General features: G+C 45.6%; 19 protein-coding genes. 9 read left to right on the forward strand and 10 right to left on the reverse strand.

Features of this window, described 5'->3' with window-relative positions; translation table 11 throughout:
• Nucleotides 1–243: 243 nt before the first annotated feature.
• The 4 genes from ACTJIK_RS16030 (at nucleotide 244) to ACTJIK_RS16045 (ending at nucleotide 2,992) form a co-directional block, all read left to right on the forward strand.
• Nucleotides 244–576, forward strand: a complete 333-nt coding sequence (locus tag ACTJIK_RS16030; protein WP_440647847.1) for a hypothetical protein — start codon at nucleotides 244–246, stop codon at nucleotides 574–576.
• A gap of 260 nt (nucleotides 577–836) precedes the next feature.
• Nucleotides 837–1,967 (forward strand): hypothetical protein, encoded by a 1,131-nt coding sequence (locus ACTJIK_RS16035; protein WP_440647849.1) that lies wholly within the window; start codon nucleotides 837–839, stop codon nucleotides 1,965–1,967.
• 150 nt (nucleotides 1,968–2,117) lie between these two features.
• A complete protein-coding gene (locus ACTJIK_RS16040) occupies nucleotides 2,118–2,414 on the forward strand; it encodes a helix-turn-helix domain-containing protein (RefSeq protein ID WP_440647851.1) in 297 nt (98 codons plus the stop codon).
• Nucleotides 2,411–2,992, forward strand: a complete 582-nt coding sequence (locus ACTJIK_RS16045) for a hypothetical protein (protein WP_440647853.1) — start codon at nucleotides 2,411–2,413, stop codon at nucleotides 2,990–2,992. The genes ACTJIK_RS16040 and ACTJIK_RS16045 overlap by 4 nt, the downstream gene beginning before the upstream one ends.
• A 5-nt stretch (nucleotides 2,993–2,997) precedes the next feature.
• On the opposite strand, the gene ACTJIK_RS16050 is transcribed toward ACTJIK_RS16045, so the two are convergent.
• A complete protein-coding gene (locus ACTJIK_RS16050) occupies nucleotides 2,998–3,240 on the reverse strand; it encodes a hypothetical protein (protein ID WP_440647855.1) in 243 nt (80 codons plus the stop codon).
• Between ACTJIK_RS16050 and ACTJIK_RS16055 the strand changes: the two genes are divergently transcribed.
• The 4 genes from ACTJIK_RS16055 (at nucleotide 3,239) to ACTJIK_RS16070 (ending at nucleotide 6,008) form a co-directional block, all read left to right on the forward strand.
• Entirely contained in the window at nucleotides 3,239–3,925 is a 687-nt protein-coding gene (locus ACTJIK_RS16055) for a hypothetical protein (protein WP_440647857.1), read from the forward strand. The two genes, ACTJIK_RS16050 and ACTJIK_RS16055, sit on opposite strands and share 2 nt — an antisense overlap.
• A 277-nt stretch (nucleotides 3,926–4,202) precedes the next feature.
• Nucleotides 4,203–4,877: a hypothetical protein gene (locus ACTJIK_RS16060; protein ID WP_440647859.1), complete on the forward strand. Its 675-nt coding sequence runs from the start codon at nucleotides 4,203–4,205 to the stop codon at nucleotides 4,875–4,877.
• A 1-nt stretch (nucleotide 4,878) separates the two neighbouring features.
• Nucleotides 4,879–5,496 carry a hypothetical protein gene (locus ACTJIK_RS16065; protein ID WP_440647861.1) on the forward strand — a complete coding sequence of 206 codons (618 nt, stop codon included), beginning with the start codon at nucleotides 4,879–4,881 and terminating at the stop codon, nucleotides 5,494–5,496.
• On the forward strand, nucleotides 5,472–6,008 hold the full coding sequence (locus ACTJIK_RS16070; RefSeq protein WP_440647863.1) for a hypothetical protein: 537 nt from the start codon (nucleotides 5,472–5,474) through the stop codon (nucleotides 6,006–6,008). Before ACTJIK_RS16065 ends, ACTJIK_RS16070 begins: the two co-directional genes overlap by 25 nt.
• A 244-nt stretch (nucleotides 6,009–6,252) precedes the next feature.
• Here the strand turns inward: ACTJIK_RS16070 and ACTJIK_RS16075 are convergent, their stop codons facing one another.
• The 7 genes from ACTJIK_RS16075 to ACTJIK_RS16105 form a co-directional block, all read right to left on the reverse strand.
• Nucleotides 6,253–7,305 (reverse strand): 5'-methylthioadenosine/S-adenosylhomocysteine nucleosidase family protein, encoded by a 1,053-nt coding sequence (locus tag ACTJIK_RS16075; protein ID WP_440647865.1) that lies wholly within the window; start codon nucleotides 7,303–7,305, stop codon nucleotides 6,253–6,255.
• Nucleotides 7,302–9,824, reverse strand: a complete 2,523-nt coding sequence (locus ACTJIK_RS16080; protein ID WP_440647867.1) for a GAP1-N1 domain-containing protein — start codon at nucleotides 9,822–9,824, stop codon at nucleotides 7,302–7,304. Before ACTJIK_RS16080 ends, ACTJIK_RS16075 begins: the two co-directional genes overlap by 4 nt.
• A complete protein-coding gene (locus ACTJIK_RS16085; RefSeq protein ID WP_440647869.1) occupies nucleotides 9,821–10,648 on the reverse strand; it encodes a TRAFAC clade GTPase domain-containing protein in 828 nt (275 codons plus the stop codon). Before ACTJIK_RS16085 ends, ACTJIK_RS16080 begins: the two co-directional genes overlap by 4 nt.
• Nucleotides 10,635–11,618 carry a TRAFAC clade GTPase domain-containing protein gene (locus tag ACTJIK_RS16090; RefSeq protein WP_440647871.1) on the reverse strand — a complete coding sequence of 328 codons (984 nt, stop codon included), beginning with the start codon at nucleotides 11,616–11,618 and terminating at the stop codon, nucleotides 10,635–10,637. Before ACTJIK_RS16090 ends, ACTJIK_RS16085 begins: the two co-directional genes overlap by 14 nt.
• Before the next feature lie 9 nt (nucleotides 11,619–11,627).
• Complete coding sequence (locus tag ACTJIK_RS16095) at nucleotides 11,628–12,902, reverse strand: GTPase-associated system all-helical protein GASH (RefSeq protein ID WP_440647873.1); 1,275 nt, start codon at nucleotides 12,900–12,902, stop codon at nucleotides 11,628–11,630.
• A gap of 1,100 nt (nucleotides 12,903–14,002) precedes the next feature.
• Nucleotides 14,003–14,527, reverse strand: a complete 525-nt coding sequence (locus ACTJIK_RS16100; RefSeq protein ID WP_440647875.1) for a type II toxin-antitoxin system VapC family toxin — start codon at nucleotides 14,525–14,527, stop codon at nucleotides 14,003–14,005.
• Between the two features lie 29 nt (nucleotides 14,528–14,556).
• Entirely contained in the window at nucleotides 14,557–14,874 is a 318-nt protein-coding gene (locus ACTJIK_RS16105) for a SymE family type I addiction module toxin (RefSeq protein ID WP_440647877.1), read from the reverse strand.
• A gap of 194 nt (nucleotides 14,875–15,068) precedes the next feature.
• On the opposite strand from ACTJIK_RS16105, the gene ACTJIK_RS16110 reads away from it, so the two are divergent.
• The gene (locus ACTJIK_RS16110) at nucleotides 15,069–15,410 is read left to right on the forward strand and encodes a helix-turn-helix domain-containing protein (RefSeq protein WP_440647879.1); all 342 of its coding nucleotides are present in this window, start codon (nucleotides 15,069–15,071) and stop codon (nucleotides 15,408–15,410) included.
• Between the two features lie 60 nt (nucleotides 15,411–15,470).
• On the opposite strand, the gene ACTJIK_RS16115 is transcribed toward ACTJIK_RS16110, so the two are convergent.
• Together ACTJIK_RS16115 and ACTJIK_RS16120 are read right to left on the reverse strand one after the other, a co-directional pair.
• Nucleotides 15,471–15,632, reverse strand: a complete 162-nt coding sequence (locus tag ACTJIK_RS16115; protein WP_440647881.1) for a hypothetical protein — start codon at nucleotides 15,630–15,632, stop codon at nucleotides 15,471–15,473.
• A gap of 90 nt (nucleotides 15,633–15,722) precedes the next feature.
• On the reverse strand, nucleotides 15,723–15,962 hold the full coding sequence (locus tag ACTJIK_RS16120; protein WP_440647883.1) for a hypothetical protein: 240 nt from the start codon (nucleotides 15,960–15,962) through the stop codon (nucleotides 15,723–15,725).
• Nucleotides 15,963–16,000: the final 38 nt, after the last annotated feature.

The raw sequence follows: 16,000 nt of genomic DNA on the forward strand, positions 1-16,000 counted from the left end.
TAGTTTTATCCTACTACCAATCCACCTCCTGCAAAATTTTAATGTTGAATTTAGCCAAATGTCCATTCTGGCATTCGTTTACATTTTAATGCAGGTTATCGCAATGCAAAAGAAAAGTCCCAATACTACAATTAAATATTACTCATGTGTAAGTAATCCCAATTTTATTCCTCCATAGAAAAGTAGTCCTACCATAAAACCAAATTAAAAATTCCTTATTTCTAAAAGTTTAATTTTTTTCTTATGTCTGAGTCTATTGATACGAAAGTTTTTGTTACAAACAAAAGTATAGTAATTGAGGCTTTGGAGGCTGTTCCTGTAACGTCCTTTAAAACATTGGATGTACGGGGAGAGGTGAAAATTATACCGCAAGAGTATGAATATTTAATTTCCAATGATGTAGATAATTTTAAAAATTTTCTTACAGTCATTCCAAATAACTGGAGTGGCACAGATAGAAGAGGAAATATTACTGAGGCACTGAATTACTGGTTCAATAATGGATGGGAAATCCATTATCGAGGACAATTAACAACAAATGGGGAAACATACATCATCCTTAGAAAGCCAAAGTGAGCAGTTCCTTGTGTGATATTTGTCCCCTGGGCCCGATTATTCGGGCTTTTTTATTGAGAAACTTCTATGCAAAATCTGATCTGTTTTTTTTGTACACATACCAATCTTCAAAAACCTGAGAAATTCTCTGAATTCACAGAGAATTTCTCGTGCATTATGAGAGTGTTGGAATCATTTGGTGTTGTAATTTCCCAGTTCCCGCGTTTTCCATTAAAAGGCACATTTCTTTTCTCCAATGCCATGCTTCTAAATCTCCGCCTATGCATCAGAATCGGCTTAGGTTTTTTGAGGATTTGATACTACTGGGTAAACTTACTGGAACGGCGCCGGCAGCCAAGAGCAAAAAGCAACATCCCCACTTTAATGTTTTAGAGATGGAGCGGGAGAAAGCCGCTGTGCTTCAGTATCTCCGTGACCTGGACTTCCATTTTTACAATGAAGGGGAACTCATCTGGACGGTTAACGCCTATTTCAGGCGGGTGGTAGATCTGATTAACAGCGCCTACAGGTTCATAGCAAACAATTTCGCCGACCTGAAGAAATGCGGCTCTCCATATGCTCCGGTGGTTAAGGCGTTACAGGAAATCCTGTCTTGCCTTGAGCAATACTATGGGAGATATATGAATCTAAACATTGACCTGCCTGTTCCCCATGAAATTCAGCTGAAGGATGCGCTGGTGAACAGTTTTTTCAGCTTCAAAGCGGCCGCAGAGGAGGCAAATATTTCCCCGGCCCTGCTGGACATCATCGAATCCGCATATGCGGATTTTATTGGTGCCGAAGATTACGGCAAAACTTCCTATGGCCGGACGTTTTATCTTTCCTCACTCATTACAACCCTTGGGAAACTCACGCCCATGACGACCATCGCCATAGAACATACCTTGATCTCCCTAAACTTTAACAGTCCTGCCTTCCTGAATTATTACACCCAAAAGCTACCGGAAGACCCTGCCGCATTGGCTTTTACCTTGAAGGAAATAAATCAGACCACCGCCATGCCTGGCTTTGCGTTAAACCCACTTTCCCCCACCGCAAAAGAACAGCTGAGCGCCTGGCTCAGCCACGAAATCAACTACCTGGCTAATTATTCGCCAGGTACTATTCAGCCAGCACCAAAGAACGCGGCGCCGGGCCCAAAGATCATGACAACCCTCTCTGTTCCCCAGCTGGCGCACCTGTTAAAACTTTTTACTGATACGGGGATCATCGTGCATGAAAATAAAACGGAACTCCTGGAAATATTTACGGCCATCTTCAGAACCGAAAAGACGGAGAACATTTCCGCATCGAGCATGCGCAATCATTACTACAATGATGATGCTGCCATAGGCCAGTCCGTGCAAGGCTTCCTGAAAATGGCTTCGGACAGATCAAAGGGGATCATTTAAACAGCCGGAACCGTTCTTAGCTGCCTGGCATAAAGATTCTTTATTGTAATGTGTTTTAATAATCAATAAGTTACAAGGGGTTGCGCAACCCCTGCCACTGTTCTCGCTTTCGGGTTCTTCCTTCTTTTGCTGCACACTAAAACGAAATAAATGGCAGCAGAAATTATCACCCACGAAGATCTCCAGCTTTTCAAAGAAGAGCTTGTCTCCGAGATCCGCAACCTTCTCAACGCACAACCGCCGCCCACGGCCAAAAAATGGATCAAGTCCTACCAGGTGAGGCAAATGCTGGGCATTTCCTCCGGCACGTTGCAGACCATGCGCAATAAGGGCGCGATTCCCTTTTCCAAGATGGGCGGGCTCATCTTGTACGACTATGAGGCCATCCTTGCGCTGATGAAGGATTCCGCTTACCCGGGCACACCCATGCAAAAACGCGGGCAATGAGCGAGCCGGCCGGCATCAACTACGTCCTGCACCAGCAGTTCCTTTTCGCCCTTATCCGGCGGGATGGGCGGCTCCATGCCAATCACATCAGCCTGTACTTCGCCCTGTTCCAGCTCTGGAACCTGCACCGGTTCCAGAGCACTTTTCCCATCCTCCGGGAAGAGGTGCTGAGCCTTTGCCGCATCGGCTCGGTCAATACCTACACCCGGTGCCTGAAGGAACTGGACATGTTCGGGTACATCTGCTATCATCCCGCCGGGCGAAAAGGACTGCTCAGCCAGGTCAGTATTGTGCCGCTGGAACTGGCCGCCGGATTGCCGGAAGCCGAAAAAAGTAATCTCAAAATTGATACAACATGTATTGAAAATGATCCTGCGGGCAGTCTCAAACTTGAGACTACATGTACCGGAAATGATACTACGCCGTGTCTCAAAATTGAGACTACCAGCGGCGAAAGTAGTCTCAAAAATGATACACGAGTAGTCTCAAAATTGCGACACTTATATAAACATATAAACTTAATAGTAAACAATGAGAGAGTGGAACCTCCCTCACCCTCACCCATTAAAAAAATATAAATCAATCAGGCAATGCCGAGAAAGATGAAAACACACACCGCGCGGAATTTCCATTCACCTCGCCGACACTTCAAGAAGTCAGGGAGCTTTTTAGCCTGGAAAAATACCCAGGGCCGGAAGCTGCGAAATTCTTCCACCACTACCAGGCCAACGGATGGCTTCAGGCCGGCAAAACGCGGATAGCCGACTGGCGCGCCGCCGCGCACAAATGGATGCTCAACATTCGTAACCCACAAAACCAAAACCATGACTACCGAAAATACCCACCAGGACCAGCAGCAGGACGGCTCCACACCCGAGAGGACAAGGATTACCAAGACCCCTTATGACTACTACACCCTCCTGCAGGACGTGGAGCTGCGCGGCAAAACCATCTACGGGCCGCGCTTCACCCTCCACGAGGAAGACCGGCCCCTTGTCCTCAAACTCCTTTGCTATTTCCTGCAGGACGAGGCCATTGCCCAGGTGGAAGGCATCGACCTGCACAAAGGCATCATGCTGCGCGGTCGGGTGGGCTGCGGTAAAACATCCCTGATGAACATCATGCGGGCCTACTGCCCGGAATCCTTCCGGCACACGATGATGCCCTGCCGGACGGTCAGCCTGACCTTTACCAGGAAGGGCCCGGACGTGATTGATCACTTTGGCAGGCTGTCTTTCTTCCCCTACACCAGTGTGCCGCGAATCTTCTGCTTTGACGACCTCGGGCTGGAGTCGCCGGCGGGCTACTATGGGGTGACGTATAACGTAATGGCGGAAGTGTTGCTGTCCCGGTATGACCTGTTCGTTTCGCATAAGATGATTACGCATGTGACGACGAATTTGAATAGTGAGGAGCTGGAGGGGATTTATGGGAATAGGGTCAGGAGCAGGATGAGGGAGATGTTTAATTTGATTACATTCAATGGAGAATGTTTAGATAAAAGAGTTTAGGAAATATATAGGTCATTAAAATTGGCATGGAGCAAATTTAAAGATTCCTTTTCTGTTAACATTTTCATAAAAAATATTACATTAAACGGGCTGCTAACCGTGAAAAATTTAATCACAAACTTATTTGTGCTGATTATTAATAGGTTATAAGTTTTGAACAATACTTAGATTAAAATTGTTTTACCATATTAAATATGTAGATTGTTTTTTATTCATATATTTATTAAGTATTTTATTGTATTAGTGTTAGCTTGCAATAAATTTCTAGGGATTGTCTATGGCTAAGTATAAAATACCTCAAACCTATATTCCTGGCTTTACTTTTTTGGCGAACTTGGATATTGCTGAAGTGGAGCAAATAAAAAATGCGTTAATTGAACTTCCCGTTGGAACAGGTCCTACTAATTTCCGAAATGCGCTTGCGGGTAAATTTAGCAATATTGAAGGCATAAATTATATAGCCACAGTAATATTTAGTTTTGGTAGTTTTTTGAACGAAAATGACGATGATTTTAATAAAGATGAAATTGCTGAGGACTTAGTGGAAGCGTTCAAAGTAATTAACACAAAGAATGAAATTTCAAAAGAAAATATAGAATCTCTTGCTCCGAAAATAAAACTTCTTCTTACAAATTGTGATAACCTTAAACTTTCATTTAAAGCGCTTTCTTTACAGTCTGAAAATGCAATTATATATAGAAGTTCTAGAGTAATTTCCGATGTGAGAATTGTATTTAAAAAAGACATAGAAGATAAAAATAGACACGCCGTAATTATTCATAATCTCAAGTTTGAATATCTAAAAAATCGTCAGGAAGAAGAATTATTCATCAGTATGGATACAAGTGATTTAAAGAAATTAAGGGACGCTATCGATAGAGCGTTGTTAAAAGAGAGTAAAATAAAAGACGACTATAATGGAAGTATTTCATTTATAGAATTAAATGATTGAGATGGAAAAGTATTCACTTCAATGTAAATATGCCGCTCAGGTAGACAAAAATTGGGAACGGGAGGATAGCTATAGCAATTTTGGCGACGACAGCTATAGTTATTCGGAGAAGGTTGTAGTGACTGGATTCAAGGCCCTTCGCCCACCTAGTAACCTTTGGATTAAACCCACTAGGAGCTCGTCTTTACTAATCAATATTCTAGAAGAATTCATTGAAGTACCAAATAGTTTAAAAGAGATAGCTGAAGCGGTTAAAGAATCTGAGTTTATTTTCAGTTTAGAAGAAGGTTGGGATGATGGGCGTGCAAAGACAATCTCCAAAGACGTTTGGAGATTGTCAGTAAAATTTTTACTCAACTATGCAAGAGAAATTTTTAATGCTTCCGGACAATCTATTGCATGTCCTGAAATTAACCCCTGCCCCGATGGGTCAATAGATTTATCATGGAGGACTCCAAAAGCGCGACTACTCATTAACATTAGAGAAGTTGAATCAAAAGGAATATTAGCCTATTTCTATGGAGATTTAAGAGGAGATAATATGCAAATTAAAGGAAATGTACCTAGTGAAAATATCGCTGAACATCTAATGGTATGGATGAAAAATTTGATAATCTAGCATATCCCAAGCCTATTGAAGTTATTACTAATGAATGTTTTGTTTATAGGCAAGCTCATATAGACAAACTGAAAAACAAACGAATCCCAAGCGAAAGTCACTTTATCCCTGATTCAGATGGCCTTTCCGTTTATTGGAATCGTCATTGTACCGTTAACGAAATTTATATTCTAATTGGTTTGTCATATAGACATAAAAAAACTGAATATAAAAATCACGAACATTTTAAGGTATTTAAATTGAATGCAGGAATGCTCCGTAGTATTAATGGAGTACAAGATGTATTACATACCCCTATAATTAATGGAAATCCAGCCCCTCTTGGTCAACCTAACAATTACTCTCATTCATCTGTTATTTATGAAAACGACGAAGAAATACGCATGAAAATCTGTGATTTTATTTCAGAAAATTACGATGAATGTTATTGCGATTTTGAACCGTCTTCACTCAATGACCAAATTGCTGCTCTTAGAGAGCGTTTAGATAATACCGAGTATCATAGGTATTAAAAATACCTTCCAAAAATAAGCTTCGACCTTGTTTCTAAGGTTAATAATCTAGGGTCTTTTAGAGTTCCCTTTAAATCTGAATAATACTAAAGTTTTTCCTTTTATTCACATACTTCCCTTTGTTGCGAACTGGCAAACCACCGGGAATATCACGAATATGAAAATTATTATTGCAATTGTTTTTCCAACCGGGATGAAAGGATTTTTTTTGTTACAGCTATAGCTGTTTATATATTAGGTAAAATCAGAAATGCGTTGGCGGGGCATTTAATAGATGGGCTATTGCCTGGTTTCCCGGAGCGTCCGAAGCCATTTGTTGCAATAGGCTGGGAAAACTAACGTCCCCGCCACCGCCGTTTTCCACCAATCTCAATGCGCTGATCCATTGTGCTTTCCCCTGCGTTTGCAACATTACCACTGAAAGGTCGCCTCCAGCTCTTTCCCATATCCCTTTGTCTTCCAAGCCTCGAGGATAGAGCTTGCAGGCAATTTCAAAAATCCGTTCGCGCATGCCTTGGCTCGTGAGTGGCAGCAACAATTGATGGGATAAATTTGATAGCAGTCCAAACAGGAAGGCGGCGGCATTCTGTGCCGCATAGGGTTGGGAACCTTTGTTATCCATTTCTCCTTTGTCGTTGATCAGATCGGAAATACCTCGTATCAGTAAGGTTTTAACCTCGGGATGCGCACGGCAACTGCTCAGAAATCCTAATCCTTCCATTTCTACAGCGAGTGCGTGACTGATATCTTTTTTTATCAATTGCAAGGCAGTAGCCTGTTCACTGGCGAGCACCTTTTCGCCGCTAGCGATCACACCGCTGTATGTTTTTATTTCATCGTGAAAAGTCATATTTAACAGCGAGCTTGCGATATTTTTCCAGGCTGGACTTTGGGAAAAAGCAAAGGCGGCTTGCTCCAGATCATATGAGGAAGCAGCAAATTCATAACGCGGTTTATATTCAGTCTCTGCTTTTCCCCTTTCATAGCCGATAACCTTATCTCCAATAACAATATCTCCAACCTTAACATCTTTTAGGCCACCTGCCACGCCCAAATAAAAAATATGTGAGGGTCGGAACAAAGCAATTGCGCGCTCGGTTTCCGTTGCCGCCTGGACGTTGGTCTGGTTGGTTTTTCCAACGACTACTTTTACCTGCCCACTACCAACAGGCAGCAGCCCGGTGTAATACTGAGTACCCGTCTCGTGATGCTTAGTGCCCTCGTAGTCTTTCAGGCAATTTAATACCGCGTCTTGTTCCTCTGGGATGGCGGTTAAGATGATTATCGTACTACTCATAATTTATTAAATAAAGCTTTTAGGAGGGGCAGTTGTTCGTTGTTTCTATTTTCTAAAATCATGGTATCGATCAGCTTCATGGTGGTAATGCCATTAAAGCCACGATAACGCAACTGTTGCAGGGCATTGGCCCATATTTCCTGTCCGGATCCATGATTCTGTAGATCATATTCATGACCACCTGCCTGTAGCCAGATACCCCTATCGGTGGGGCCGTGGGGATATAAAGACCTACATACATCCTTAAGGCCATTCCACCAATCGTCAGCGGACTTCCCCGTATGCATGTTTCCCCGCAAGGCCAATGTCAGCTTGTCAAACAAACCAAGTAACGATTGGCATTCCTGCAAAGCGGGCATTAGGTCGGGTTTCTTTTGTACGGAATCTGCAAGGAAGCGGGCTACCTGTCCCCAATAGTTTCGGATTATTAGCTTTCCTGCCAGGGCAGATTCTGCATAGGTCAGGGGTTCATCGGCTAGTAGTTTCATAAATAAATCGGGATACTGGTTGGTGGTAGTAATGGTATCGAAAAGCTGCAACCGGGCCGACACTGAAATGTGGGAATTGCATGTTAAAGAGACGAGTATGTCGCGTTGTGCCAGGGCAGTGCAGAGCTCAGTTTCGAGATCAGATAGAATGAGTGCCCCCCCTGCCAAAGCATCGACAATACCCGGGATTGTCGTTCGTAAGAGCGATTCCCGGATGGCAGGTGATAGCTTTTTCCAGAGCTGCCGTCGTTGTCCGTAGCTAGTCAGGTCGGCCTGAGGGGACGTGCAGAGCTTTTCCAGCAGTGCCACTTCCACCGGCTGGTTGTCCATAATGATATCCATCAATGAAAACAGGGTTGCACGAGGATCAGGTACACCTATCCAGGGATCGCGCCCATCTTCCAAGCTGTAGTACCATATCCGCTGCCATGAATTGTGACGGACGTCCAATGCGGCCAGTAACGACGGGTATTGGGTTATCCTTTTTGCTGCCAGTAGAAATAGTTTTTCAGCGTTTAAGCTTAGAGTAATATTGAGGAGTGCTTTATCATTTAGCCCTGTAGTCATGGCATTCAGGGCCCTGAAATCATCTGGGACCTGGTCCACCTTCAGTTGTTTTTCAAGCGCCTCCAGGGGAGGATATAGTTGCATTAGAGCGAAGCCATGCAAGGTTAGCCAATTTTTTGAGAGGGCCGCTGATAGCACTGAATGTGAAAGTGCTTTAGATATGGAAATAGGGCGTGCGGCTAACAGATCTATTTCCATGCTGGGAGAAATGGGCAGCAGCATGCATGTTTTGGCGACAAGTGTTGCATCGCGAGACCACCATTGCCACAGTATAGGGGCATAGTCAATTTGCCAACGCTGAAGTTGTTGTTTCAAGGACGTCTTTACAATAGAGCGCCACCAAGAGGTCCCCTCTTCAAAGCACTTTTGGACAATAAGGCTTGTATCTACTTCCTTATTCAATAGATGCTTATTTAGCCATTTTTCGAGTGCTGGACTCAAGGTTTTCTCGGCAGTTGCAAAACCTTTCCATAAAACATTGCTCAGGCCGAGAATTTCACGGGCATCAGCTTGGTAAATCCGTTCTGCAAGCTCGCTGAGTAATTTTTGTTTGTGCCCTCCGGCGCATCCAGGATCGGGACTGAGTTTTGAAGTAAGGTCAGCCGTCAGAATGTATTCTTCCAGAGTAGCATTTTCAGAATTCGCGTTTAAAAGATCGGCTATGCGGCCAGCATAAAGATAGTCCTCGAAATTATCAACAGTGATATTAAATTCGTGTAGTACTTGTCCCAGCTCGGTACGATGAGGCTCATCCGACGTCAGATAAAGAGCAGCGGTGCTACTGAGAATAGCGTTCTGGCCGGGATAAATTAGGCAAAAACTGGTGTGTATCCAGTTAGCAAGGACCGATGGCGGAATCCATACGATATTTATTTTTTTTGTGTCGGTGATTTCGCGTGGATGAAAAGCTACATCAAATTGCAGGTTTTCGCGAATAGGTACACTGGCAGCGTTCCAGACCATTGTTACCAGATCTTCAAAGCCTTCCCGTCCGACCCATACGATGGTATTTTGATATTGGTCCAGATGCAACAGTGCATTGACAGCTATAGCTAGACGTGGAGAGTCTGCCGGGCTCAACCGTGGCAGCGGCTGGCTTGTATCGAGTTGCAATGCAGACGGCCGCAGCGCCTTGTCAGCAATCTGAGGTAGCAGCGCCAGCAAATGCCGAAAGTCATGAATGTGGCATAGGTCATTTTGGGAAGCAATCAGTGCATGAGAAAAAATTCTACCAGCCCTCACGCCTGGAGTGTCGTCCTTGAAGGTCTTTAGAAACAGAAAATATTTATCAAATGCCATAGTGCCGCGGATGGTCGGGCTCCACTCGATACCATCAGCAGGTCGTGTGCGCATGTCCGTTAGTGTAAAAATCCTTTGGGCGTCTTGCAGATTGGTCATACTGGTGGCCAGTAGCGCAAATGCACCATCCTTGTCGCCGTTTATAGACTGATGCAGGGTAGTCATAGCATTACTTCTTTGAGGAGTAGGGTAATGTCTTTGTGCTTGGTGCCATCATGCGCGATGTAGTAACCAAAGCTTTCCGGCAACTCCTGACGGTATCGTTCCTTGGCCGGATCGTCATGCAAGGGAAATTCCTGAGCTGATAAGCCACATATTTTCCAGGAGGAAAGGTGCCAGCTAGCTTCGATAAAGTCATGCATCAAGGGAAGATTTTCTCGCAAGTATTTTTGGGGAATGGCGGGATCGGTTAGCTCATCCCAACAAGTCAGGACTACCATTAACGAAGGACTGGAGATGCGCTGCCGAGTGCCGATATTGCGCAGATATAGCAGCGCTTGCAAAAGTTCTATCATATGACATTGTTCGGATAGCGGGCTTTTGAGTTGCCCATTGCTGCGCATGGTCTGCAGCTTTTCATGGCCGCCGTTGCTCAAATCATAGTAATTAACCACCGCACCTGGGCGGAGGAATAGTAACCAGTGGTCGCTTTGCTGCACCCGCTGACGCCATTTCTCCTGGTATTCCATAAGCTCTACCATATGGCTCACTTGTTCACCGCCATAGTCCGGACAGATGAGTTCGGATTGCTGATTATCAATAGCAATTGGCAAGACCATTTCCTCATTACTTTGCAGGGGAGTGCTTTGCGGCTCTTCGCCCGCCGAAAGCCGGGCGATAGCATCTTCGATTACTTTGATATTTGCCGGCGCCTTCCATAAGGTGATTTGCCCTTTCCGTTTTCGGACCCGCAAGTAGAGCTGTGCAAGAAAAGTGGTCTTGCCTGATTTCGGTTTGCCGATAATGAGGGTGTTGTTAGTGACGGGCATAGGCGTTATGGTAGTTTAAAAAGTAATCGTCAACTGGCGGCTGGGCGTCTGCGGGCGCTGGTAACGTCAGTGTTTTTTGGTGTATCCGTGACAGCAGGTCAGTAATTACAACTAAATTGTCGTTAAAGTGACCAGGATCTTGCCCTGGGGTGGAAAAGTTCGATACTTCATAGGTATCTACATTACCAAATATGTTATAAAGATCCTCACGCAAACTTTGCTGAATGGTAGTTGGAATGTCAGCGAGTCGATCAGATTTTGACCATACTATCGCCACAGGGCGACCGTCCAGATTGGTTGCCAGTTGTTCTGCCATCTGGCAGATATCGAATACTGCTTGAGCCATACGGACTACTAATGCAGCACAGTCGACAAAAAGAACAAAAGCGCTGGAATGAGCATAAATCCAGCGGGCATTTTCAGCACCGTTATCCTGGGTATCAGTAGACCAACGTTTGAATACTTCACCGGATGAATCCGCAAATAGAACATCCCGGAAGCGATTTTCGTGGCGCAGCGCCAGATGGTAGAAGCTATAAAAATCAGGGTTGCTGGGTGTTGGTGGTGGGAAGCTGACGCGCCCGGCCCTTTTGATTGTCATGTATTGGGCCAGACTCTCCCAAGCCGAAAGCGTATAACTGCCTGAAAATTGCCAGCCGTCAAAACGCCAACCGTTGAGCAAAAGGCAAAAAAGCATGCTGAGATAGCTGGTCTTGCCGGCATCCGCTGTGCCAATCATTCCCAATATGACGGGGCTAGACCGGGCACTGACTAACGCAATATCTTTGGGTTCCATGGCGGCGCCCTGCCAGGGGAAGAGATATTGTCCTTTCGCCGTGGTCCTGCTTCCACTCCCAGTCGCTATCTGCTCATCCCGCCAATGTTCGCATTTGGGGTGTTCGTTACTGAAGTGAACTTTACAAAGTCCTCTTGGAGCGGGACAATCCGGTTGTGTGCATCGTTTACTCATATCCCTGAGTTATTTAACAGTGGACAAATGGTTGGCTTGTAGGTCATGCAGGCACCAAACGCTGAGATCACTGAGTGAAACTTCTGCATTGGCAGCTATGCCAGTGGTGACTGACAGCTGATCAAGTGGAAGAGCGTCATCTAGGTAATTTCGAATAAAAGCAATCAGAGGAAAGCGGGCCGGCAGCAAGTCCATCGCTGGAAGCAATTTCAAAAAGGGAGCCCTATGGGCCTTTATCTCGGTCAGGAGGACGTTTAACGGCTGGGGCTTGCTGGCTTGCACACCAAGTACATCGTGAAGCGTTTCACGCAGGAAGTAGTCAACACTGATTGGATGTAGTTCCGGAACTTCCGTACAAAGGTCTGCCGCCATAGCGCCGGCTGCTACAATTGGCGGCAGGCTCCGGTAACTGGTGGACAGTTTGGAGGAATAAAGAGCTGCCTTCCACCAGAGCAGCTTATTTCTGAAGTTGAGAGCCCAATAACTTTGCTCAAGACTTTCGCTGACCTGTTTAAAATATGACGGCAATACAGCAAAATATGCTTTTAATTGCGCTTCTGTTTGCGCATTGTATTTTTGAGGATTCGCCAAGACCTTGTTCAATTGCATTGCTAGTCCTTCGGCCGCTGTCTTACTGAAAAATTCTGCCCACTGATGTCCGTTGTTGGGAGCACCAGGATTTTTTCCCCCTCGGCCCCAACCCGAGTATAGAGATGCGTCGAGAAGGATAGTGTTAAGCTCGTCTTTATTTACCTCAGAAAGGTCGGTAATTTTTTGCGCCGGCGGATGATTGAAAGGTGGCAGATCAACCGTGCCCATGTCCTGCCACAACTTTTGTGCTGCTTTTTCCACCAGGCTGGATAAATCCCCGATAAACGTTCGTAAAACCGGAGCTTCACGATCAAGACGATAATAGCGGATCGTGTTCTGACCACTGTAAAAGATTAGGGCAGCGTAATCGATGTCACTGGCAGCTAGCCGTTGCAAAACCTCTAGGATCACTGAGCGTATATAAGTCAAGGGGGTATCTTTAGTACGGGTCGAGCTATTGATAAATGTCGCCCATTTCTGGATGATCGCGGCTTGCACTTCTTGCACCAGAGAGTCTGCGGAATCCACGTCCGGATCTAACGCTACCATTGTTGCGCGAATTATCTTTTTTTTGTCTTTGCCCCATTTCTTTTTAAGGTCTTCAACCGCTTTTTTTAGTTTTTCATGATCTGCATCATCTTCCAAACGGATAAACTGATTATCCAGGAACGATTGGAGTATCGATATTGTCATACGTGAGATATTTATAAAAGCAATGCTACAAAGCAAAAATCGTCCCACGGCGGTTGAACTTGCCAATATGGCATTACGCTGTGTTGGTTTGACAGACATGGAATTCCAGGACATTGCTTGGCGACTCCAACGACTTTGTAGCTTGAGCTACGCAAGCGCACTTGGAATACAATTTCCTTGTTAAATAAATAATTGCGTGTAGAAAAAAATGTGTATGCAAGTATGCTGAGAAGCTACACAAAAGAGTTTGCGTAGGGTCGGTCTGTCAGTTACTGTAGGTCGCACCTTGGAATGACGTATTACTGGCCCAATAAGAAGCAACGCATTCCTTTTTCTACTAAGTCTTCCCATGCCATGGTCAGGTAAAAAGGTCTCACTCCGGTTTTAGGCCGGGCTGTACTTCCGGGCAGGGTGTTTCGTGCGGCCCGGCCTAAAACCTGCGTTCGGGCAGCTCACGGTCCACGCGCTGAAGCGCGCGTCCCTACGCTGCCCCATATTCGTCCGCCACCTGCCTGCCGTGCTGGTCACAGGTTGCTCCGCGCGGCTCTGCCGCGCTCCCGCCCCCTGGCCCAGCCCGGCATGGCGGGTGGTGGCGGGCTCATTTTGTTGGCAGGCAGAGGTTTCTTCCTGACCATCTACGTGAGACGCCCGTGTAAGTGGCTGTGTACCTGGTTGCGTTGGGCAAGGTGTAAACATGTAGTTGACGGATGCCGGTGCGAAGGTGTAGCCCGGCTTCAGAACATGGCCTGCCGCGAACAGCGGCTTTGGGATATCATTTCAGCTTTGGAATAATCTTGGCGCATACTTGTGGGCGAGGGTGGCAGCTCTTCCTTCCTTTTGGATTGATACGTGAGCCACCCTCACCCACAAGTATGTGTTTTCTTTTCACCTCCAGCCGAGGGATCAGCAGCGGGCTTGTGGCCTGCAGCAGATATCCAGGTGTGTTCAGGCAAGGTTAGCCGCCTGGGCTCTCCCTGTTTCCCCTACGTTCTCCAACGCTTAGGCCTCAATCGGGCTTTTTCGTCTTCGTCCATGGGGCAAGTTCTTCCCGGGCGGCTTTTAATTCCTTCTTCAATTCTTCGGGATTTTTGAGATGGTACTCACTCATCTGATCGCGAATTTTCCGCACCTCCTTCACCGCATCGTATTTCTTTTTCTCTTTTTTCATAGTTGCGTATGTTTAATATTTCTCGGGGTGTTCGTATCTCTAGCAGCCTGTAGCCCAGCCGGAGATTTATCGAATTATACAACCTTATCCGGTTGAGGTTTACAATGTGCTTAAAGTTCCAGCTGGCCAGCACATCTACTTTGTTCACTGTTGCGATCGCAATATGCAGCGCATCGTCATAACTTTTATTCGTAAGAGCACCTTCCTTTAAGTAGGTTTCAGCCAATGTGATAGCTTCATCTGTTGTCAGCAAGTCCAGCCGGTACTGTAAAGGTATCTCATTTAAAACGGCAAGAACGTTGCTCGGCGCCTTTTTTACTTCTGACAGCACAAGTTCGGAAACAATAATATTTCTGTCGCCGGCCTTAAATTCCTCAAAGAGCGCCAAACTCCATTCTTTAAATTCCACGTCAAAGCAGCCTCCAATCACGGAGGTGTCTACATACACGTTTTCCATAGTAATTTACAAGGTTTTAGGTTAACAAATCAATTTTGAGAGTGAGATTTGCAATGCGCTTTGCCTTTCACCGGCAACGTCATTTCTATGCGCTTTGAGATAATGCGCATGAGGTTTTTTCCTGCAGGACCGACTTTGTTTTTGCCGGAATCTTCAAGCAGCTGTAAGCCATCCATTCTTCGAATGAGCAGGCCGTTTTCCTGGGGTTCTACGGAGATCAGATCTCCCACTTTGAAGCCGGCCGCTTCCAGCCATTTGCCGCTCAGGCGAATGTGAGGTACTTTTTCAGTATGCAGGTCATGATCATAATAGGCGGAGCCTACGGTTAACAAACGTTCTTTTTTCATTGTAGTAGTATTACTATATAAATATACTAATTACGATTGTTTAAAACAATCTTTATTACTACTTTTTAAGCGTATTTTATCCACATATTCACATTTTACATATAACTATACTACTATATTTATATAAATAAAACCATTAATACAGCATTTTATCAAACAATTAAAGTAAATTGACAAGTAACAAAATTGACAGCATGACATTTGGACAACGGCTTGCCCTCGTGCGCAAACAACGGGATTTAACACAGAAAGATTTGGGAGTAATGATCGGCATGGTTGCAGACCTGGTGAGCAAGTACGAAAAGGATAGAATGAGCCCTTCAATTGAAATTGCGGCGAAGTTTGCAAAGGCATTAAATATCTCTTTGGATTATCTCGTATTAGGTCATGAAACGGAAATGGGAAACACCACGGATGCAGTAAAATATAAGCTGCAACAGCTGGAGAAATTGTCAGAGGAAGACAAAACTCATGTCATGGCCGTGATAGACGCTTTTATCACGAAGCAGAGAGTAAACGCCCTGATGGGCGAATAAAAAAGGCCCCTGCATTTTCCTGCAGGAGCCTTCACACTGAAATATACGTCAGCACATTACCTACGTGCCTTCGTTTGTTACCGCCGCCTGGCTAACACCTGTCATCACCGCACCGGCGAGGGCTACGTAACCTGCTACCTGCGTAACGACTTCCGGCAGCACCACCGGCAAGCCCATGATCGACGCGCTGAGCGCCGTCAGTAAAAGCCCGATCGTTCGCACCTTCTGGAAAAATGGCGGCGTGGGTGCCATCAAACGTTTTCCTATATTCATTTCTGAACAGTTTTGAGGTTAGAAAATTACATCCGGGCGTTACGGTGCGCCGGATACGTTTATCAATGCCGTGGCGTTGTGGGCGCCGTTGTGCAGGTTGTACAGCTCGTTGTTGACCTGCTGGAAGAACTCAATCCCCAACGCCAGGAACAGCGGCTTTGTACTGTCCAGCGGCAGATTGTTGATCGTCAGGTTCAGCGGAGCCGTCGCCGTGCGGTCGATCACCAGCTCGGCGGAGCTGACCAGTCCGTCCGCAAACGCTTCGCCTTCAAAATCCACTTCCGTTGCTGCGGCGTTGATCCGGTAGTGTGTAGCGC

The organism is Chitinophaga sp. 22620 (genome assembly GCF_052044405.1).
Classification (GTDB): Bacteria; Bacteroidota; Bacteroidia; order Chitinophagales; family Chitinophagaceae; genus Chitinophaga.